This window comes from Micromonospora sp. NPDC004540 (assembly GCF_040610095.1).
Lineage (GTDB): Bacteria > Actinomycetota > Actinomycetes > Mycobacteriales > Micromonosporaceae > Micromonospora.
The window spans coordinates 1-6,412 of record NZ_JBEXLR010000171.1 but is presented as its reverse complement, the minus strand read 5'-3'; the positions used below and the strand labels follow the sequence as shown (position 1 = coordinate 6,412).

Genomic DNA, 6,412 nt, shown 5'->3' with positions numbered 1-6,412 from the left:
GCCGGCCCACCCCCGCCCCGGTACGCGCCACCGCGCCCGACCTGGCCCGGCTGCTGCGGGAACGCCTCGGCCCGGCGCTGATCGCCCGCCGCGCCGTGGAACCCGGTGAACGCCTCGTCTTCGTCGACCGGCCGAACAACGCGCCGCCCCGGCCCGGCACCGCCGAGGTGCGCACCGGCCCGGTCCGTCCCGCGCCCACCCCGCCGCCGGGGACGGCGGAGAACCCCGCGCCGACGGGCGACGTGCACCTGCACATCGACCGGGTGGTGGTCACCCGCGCCCCCGCACCGCCGCCGCCCGCGCCGCCTCCCCCGGCGCCGTCCACCGTGGACCATGCCGCGTACCTCGCCCGCCGCCGGGAGGGCCGATGAGCAACGGCCTGGCCATCGCCGCGGTCACCTCGACCCTTCGGTACGTGCTCGAACGAGCCCTCGACGCCACCCACCCCGGGCCGGTCGGCGGCGCCACCGTCACCACCCTGCGCCCCAACCAGCTCTCCGACACCACGCTGGTCTCCACGCCCGGCATCAACATCTACCTGTACGACGTGCGCCCCAACCACGCCTGGAACCTCACCGACCTGCCCACCCGCAGCCGCGACGGCGGCTTCACCCGCCGGCCGGTCGCCGCGCTCGACCTGTACTACCTGCTCACCTGCTACGGGGAGGCCGAGTCCCTGGACGCGCAGCGGCTGCTCGGCCGCGCCGTGCTCGCCCTCGCGGTCACCCCGACACTGACCCGGGACCTCGTGACGGCCGCCATCGACCTGTACGCCGACGACGTGCCCACCGCGTTCCTCGCCGAGTCCGACCTGGCCGACCAGGTGGAGCGGGTGAAGGTCGCCCCCTACACGCTGTCGGTGGAGGAGATGTCCAAGCTGTGGGCCACCTTCGCCACCCCGCACCAGCTCTCCCAGACGTACGTGGCGACGGCCGCGCTGGTCGAGGCGGACGTCACCCCACGCCGGGCCCTGCCGGTGCGGCAGCGCACCGTCACGGTCCTGGCCGGCGGACCCGCCGTGCTGACCGCCCTGGTCAGCGATCCGCCCGGCGGGACCGCCGCCACCGGCGACCGGGTCGAACTGCGCGGCGCCGGGCTGCGCGGACGGCCCGGGCAGACCACCCGCGTCCACGTCGGACCCGCCGTCCTCACCCCCGAGCCGGGCGGCACCGGCTCCACCCTGGCCGTGACCCTCGATGGCAGCGTCCCGGCCGGGCTGCACGGCGTCCGGGTCGCGCACGTCACGCCGGCCGCCGGCGGCGCCCCCGCCCGGGTCACCACCGGCTCCAACACGCTGCCGCTGCTGGTGCGCCCCACCGCCTCGGTGGTGGACGGCCCGCCCGACATCGTGCTCGGCGTCGACCCGCCGCTGGTGGCCCGGCAGCGCGCCACCGTCCTGCTCACCCGGCTCACCCCCGGCCCGGCCGGCGAACCCGACGCGCTGGCCGTCCGGCTCGCCCCGCTCGCCCCGGACGCCGCACCGCAGGACCGGATCGCCCTCGCCGCTGGCGACGTACCGACCGGCGACTGGCTGGTCCGGGTGCAGGTGGACGGCGTGGAGAGCCTGCCCGACCTGGTCGGAGAGGTTTACGGCGCGCCCGCCCTGACCGTGCCGTGACCGCCGCCGACCGCCGGGCCCGCCCCGCCGGCCCGCCCGGCGTGCCGTGGGACGAGGCGAACCGGCTGGCGCTGGTGGCCGAGCTGGACGTGCTGCGGGTGCGGCTCGTCGCGTATCCCGGGGAGGCCGACCAGGCGGAACTCGCCGCGGCCGAGGGCCGGCTGGCGGCGGCCCGCACGCTGCTCGACCGGCCGAGCGCGCTCGACGCGCTCGCCGCCGCACTGCGGCTCACCGGCTTCGAGCGGGCCGTGCTGCTGCTGTCCACCGGCCCGGAACTGGCCGGCGAGGTGGCCGACGAACTCACCGCCGCGCACGGGCAGCCCCGCCCCACCTTCGGCCTCGCCCTGGCGGCGCTGTCCGGCGCGCACTGGAGCGCGCTCACCCCGGACGCACCGCTGCGCCGCTGGGACCTGATCCGCCTGCTCGACCCCGACACCCCCACCGGCAGCCCGCTGGTCACCGAGGAACGGGTGCTGCACCACCTCATGGGCGTCCGCTACCTGGAACCCGACCTCGCCGCCGTGGCCCGGCCGGTCCCGCCGCCCGCCCCGCTGCCGCCCGCGTTCGCCGTCGTGGCCGCCACCATCCGCACCGTCTGGGAGCACGGCCGCCCCGCCGTCCTCCAGGGACCGCAGCCGGCCAACCTGCCGGTGGTCGCGGCCGCCGCGGCCCACGTCGCCGGCCGCGAGCTGCGGCTGGTCGCCGTGGCCGACCTTCCCTCCGCGGTACGCGACCGCGACCGGCTGCTGCGCCTGATCGGGCGGGAGAGCCTGCTCGCACCGGCCGCCTGGGCGTTCGACGCCGACGGGGCCCGCCCCGAGGACACCCGCGCGCTGATCCGCGCCCTCGGCACGCTGCCCGCCCCGGTCGCCGTACTCGGCGCCGTGGACACCGTGCTGGCCGACGGCGTGCTGGTGGGCGTACCCCGGTTGCCCATCGCTGAACGCGCCGCGGCGCTGGACGACGCGCTCGACCGGCACCTGGCGGACCGGGCGGCGGGCGAGGCGGCCGCGGTGGCCGGGGTGTTCGACCTGGCCCTGCCCGACCTGGAGCAGGCCGCCGGGGACGCCGCCGCCGGCACTCCGCTGTGGCAGGCGTGCCGGGCCCGCTCCCGCAGCCGCTACGGCGGGCAGGCCCGGGTGGTCCGGCCGCGCGCCGGGTGGGCCGACCTGGTGCTGCCGGACACCCACGTGGCGCAGCTGCGGTCACTGGTGGCGGCCGTGCACCACCGCACCCGGGTGCTGCACGACTGGGGGTTCGCCGGCCGGAGCAGCCGTGGCCTGGGCACAGCCGCCCTCTTCGCCGGTCCCAGTGGCACCGGCAAGACCCTCGCCGCCGAGGTGATCGCCCACGAGCTGGGCCTGGACCTCGTGGTGGTCGACCTCAGCCAGGTGGTCAGCAAGTTCATCGGCGAGACGGAGAAGAACCTCAGCCGGGTCTTCAACGCCGCCGAGGACGGCGCGGCCGTGCTGCTCTTCGACGAGGCGGACACCCTGTTCGGCAAGCGCACCGAGGTGCGCGACAGCCACGACCGGTACGCCAACCTGGAGGTCGGCTACATGCTCCAGCGGATGGAGTCGTTCACCGGGCTGGCCATCCTCACCACCAACGCCCGGTCGGTGCTGGACCAGGCGTTCCTGCGCCGGCTGCGGATCGTGGTGACCTTCCCCTACCCGGACCGGGCCGCCCGGGAGACCATGTGGCGGCGGGCGTTCCCGGCAGGCGTACCGGCCGACATCGACCCGGGGCGGCTCGCCGCCGTGGACCTGCCCGGCGGCGGGATCGCGGCGGCGGCGCTGACGGCCGCCTACCTGGGTGCGGACGGGGAGCGGATCACCGGGGAGCAGGTGGCCACGGCGACCCGGTGGGAGCTGGCCAAGAACGGGCGTTCCCTGGGCGGCCGCTGACTCTCGTTCACAAGTTCAGGGTTCACGTCCCTGGGAAGCTTCCCCACCCGTCGGAGGTGCGCGACTCCGAGCCATCGTGGACGACAGGCACGGCCGGAAGCCATGGCGGACATGCGGCCGGCGGAGAGTCGAGGGTGATGACAAGATCGGCCCATCGCTCGATGCTTCCCCCTGGCAGCCGAGCAAGCCTCCAGGAGGTAACGTGCCGAACGCGCTGAACTGGCTAGCGGGCCCGGTCTGCCTCGGATTCGGTGTGGTGTTCACGCTACAAGCAGTGCGGCGCCTGTGGACAGAAAGACAGCAGGGCCAGCAGCCGCTTCGCGGAGAACTTCTCAGCGGGCGCGAGTTGCTCTGGGAGGGTCTTGCACTCGCCCTGCTCGGGACCGCCAACCTGCTCGGTAGGCCTTGGACTCTTCTGGCCATACCAGCCGTGGTCGTGATCGTGGTGCTTGCGATGCGCATCTTCTGGCGCCTGATCCAGGAACGGTCGCGCCGAGCAGGCTGAACAAGCCACACCATGCTCCGGCCGCCGCCTCGGCGGGGCAACCTCGGGCAGCCCGGACCGGTCTACGTGCGCTGCGTCAGCGGAACGGGCGCGCTGCGATCGTGAGCAGCGCGTCGAGGAGCCCCAGCGTGCGGTACAGCGCGTACAGGATCCACACGCCGAACAGGCAGATAGCGGCGACGAACAGGGCGGGTCCCACAAAGGCGGAGCTCTCGCCTGCCCAACCTCCCGCGAGCGCGACGGTGAGTACGACGCCGAGCAGCACGACAGCGCGCCCCAGTCCTTTCAGCGCGTGCCAGAGGGCAAGTGCGTATGCGGACGCAGGCAGCGCTTCCGATGACGGCGTACCGGACGATGCCTCAGATGCCGGTGCCTGCGTCACCAGTTCGTCGAGTTGGCGCGCCGCGGCTCGGTCCCGTTCGTGGGAGGAGGCGCGCAGGGCGGCTTCCAATGCGCGGAGGTCGTCGCGGCTGCGTAGCCGTCCGGTGCGTGGATCGCTGAGCAGCAGGTCGGGTATCGGACGCCCCTTGTGTCCTGTGTGCGTGAGCAGCCATGCCTTGCCGTAGCCCTTCAGGGAGCCCGGTTGCAGCACGTTGACGATTCCGGAATGCAGGCTCGTTCGGTCTCCCAGATTGTCAATGCCGGTCACCAGGTCCGCCCCGTCGACCATCGCTGCCCCGTCGGCCAGGTTCCGGCACCTGCCGAAGGTGAGCCAGATCTTGAAGGTGGCGCTGCCGATCACCACCACGCATACGACCAGTACGACGCTGCCGAGCAGCTCACTTCGCTGCGCCGCCAAGCCAATGAGCAGCAGCGAAGGGATAAGGACGAGCAGGTACCAGCCGGCGAACAGCAGGGCCTTGCGCCGGTCCAGCCACCGAGTCAGCCGGGTGCGGTCGGGCTCGTCGGGGAAGCGGTGCAGCGGAATCGCTCCGGCGGGCCGGTTTAGTTTTCGGCAGAGGTTGTGGAAGCTTTCGCCGGCCATCGCCGCCAAGTTCCGCGCGAGCTGGCCCTCTTCGTAGTCCACCTCGTTAAGCCGGAACAGCTCCACGGCCGCCTGGCCGTCCACCGGGCTCTCCTCGGTGAGCGGGACTCCTAGGCTTACCCCTGCCGCCGGCACCAACAACAGCCGCGGGGACGCCGCGGCGCGTTGACGCGCCGTTGCGGGGGCCTCGGCGAGCACAACTGCGGCAATCTCGTCCCAACGCAAGTGGTGGTTGAGCTTCGGTGTCCGCACCGACCAGCCCTGCGTGTCGACATCGACCCGGAACGGCAGCACCGCGTGCCGCACGAGTGAGCCACCAATCGCCAGGCCGAACAGCACCACCGCCCCGCAGAAGAACAAGCCGAACCAGCCGATCTTCTCCGTCACCGTTCGGTACGCGACAGAGGCCGCTCCGGCAAGCAGCAGCATCCCGAACAACAGGGCGACGACTCGGTCAATGTACGGGCGCCGCAGCTTCACCGGATCATCGTCCGCCAGCGGGTCAAATCTGACTACCGCGCACGCCACGTGAGCCGCTGCGGCGACATGTGCTAGACGATCTTGTCTCTCCTGCGCGGGCCCGTACGATCTCCGCTCATGGGCAGCAGCTACCAGACCATTCTCGCCACGGGCAATCTCGTCGACGTCCGTGCGGCGGTTTCTGTGTCGGAGCAGGTAGCAGTGATCATCCCGGTCGCTCAGTGTCGGTGGGCGGTAGTGCCGTCCCAGCAGGACGGCATCTACGCCGAGACTGAGAACCTGGCGAAGCTGCTGAGCCAGGCCCCGGGCAGCATGGCCGCGTCGTTCGACGTGTTCGACTCCGATGTCATGGTGGCCACGCTGTTCCGCGATGGTCGTAGCTACCACGAGTACCTGTCTGATCAGGCCTATCTCGTAGAGACATGGGACGACGACGACAATGAGATCCTGTACGACCTACTCGGCCGACCGTATCCGCCAGGCGCGAGCCCGCCCTCGGGTGCCTATGGTGCCGATCCGGCTGCATTCGCGGGGCTCGGCGTCGCGCCGATCGATGAGGCGGAGCTGGGCGTTGCGCTCAGCCGGGCGGGACTGAGGGCAGAGGAGCAGCATTGTGCGATCCTGCACGCGCTCAATCTCGATTGCGGTCCGCTGGCGATGTCTTTCGAGGAGGCTGCTGCATCGGGTTTGCGCGTCTGAGCCAATCGCCACCAACACTCAGCGGAGTGTCACACAGGTCCTGATACCGATGTGTCACGCAGGTCCCGAGACCCGACAGACCGTCTGCTGGCATGCCTGGTCTCGCATGACGCTTCTATGGCTCGTCAAGTCCTTCCGGCGGTTTCCATGAGCCGGAACATGTGCCGGGCGGTGTAGCGCTTGAGGCAGCGTCGGATTTCAGCGTCGGATTTCTGTTG

The 6,412-nt window shown here is 72.3% G+C and carries 5 protein-coding genes and 1 pseudogene; 5 read left to right on the top strand and 1 reads right to left on the bottom strand.

The genetic code is table 11. From position 1 onward, the window contains the following. From ABZV78_RS30970 to ABZV78_RS30955, 4 genes and pseudogenes are all read left to right on the top strand, one after another. A pseudogene (locus ABZV78_RS30970) lies at nucleotides 1-371 on the top strand (hypothetical protein); the annotation flags it as partial. Further along, nucleotides 368-1,618, top strand: coding sequence for a DUF4255 domain-containing protein (locus ABZV78_RS30965; protein WP_355644296.1), 1,251 nt, complete (start codon nucleotides 368-370; stop codon nucleotides 1,616-1,618). The pseudogene ABZV78_RS30970 and the gene ABZV78_RS30965, both read left to right, overlap by 4 nt. After that, nucleotides 1,615-3,525, top strand: coding sequence for an ATP-binding protein (locus ABZV78_RS30960; RefSeq protein WP_355644294.1), 1,911 nt, complete (start codon nucleotides 1,615-1,617; stop codon nucleotides 3,523-3,525). Before ABZV78_RS30965 ends, ABZV78_RS30960 begins: the two co-directional genes overlap by 4 nt. 202 nt (nucleotides 3,526-3,727) lie before the next feature. After that, nucleotides 3,728-4,030 carry a hypothetical protein gene (locus ABZV78_RS30955; protein WP_355644292.1) on the top strand — a complete coding sequence of 101 codons (303 nt, stop codon included), beginning with the start codon at nucleotides 3,728-3,730 and terminating at the stop codon, nucleotides 4,028-4,030. Nucleotides 4,031-4,106: 76 nt separating this feature from the next. Here the strand turns inward: ABZV78_RS30955 and ABZV78_RS30950 are convergent, their stop codons facing one another. Continuing rightward, nucleotides 4,107-5,495, bottom strand: coding sequence for a hypothetical protein (locus ABZV78_RS30950; protein WP_355644290.1), 1,389 nt, complete (start codon nucleotides 5,493-5,495; stop codon nucleotides 4,107-4,109). 117 nt (nucleotides 5,496-5,612) lie between these two features. Between ABZV78_RS30950 and ABZV78_RS30945 the strand changes: the two genes are divergently transcribed. Continuing rightward, nucleotides 5,613-6,194, top strand: coding sequence for a hypothetical protein (locus ABZV78_RS30945; RefSeq protein ID WP_355644288.1), 582 nt, complete (start codon nucleotides 5,613-5,615; stop codon nucleotides 6,192-6,194). Nucleotides 6,195-6,412: the final 218 nt, after the last annotated feature.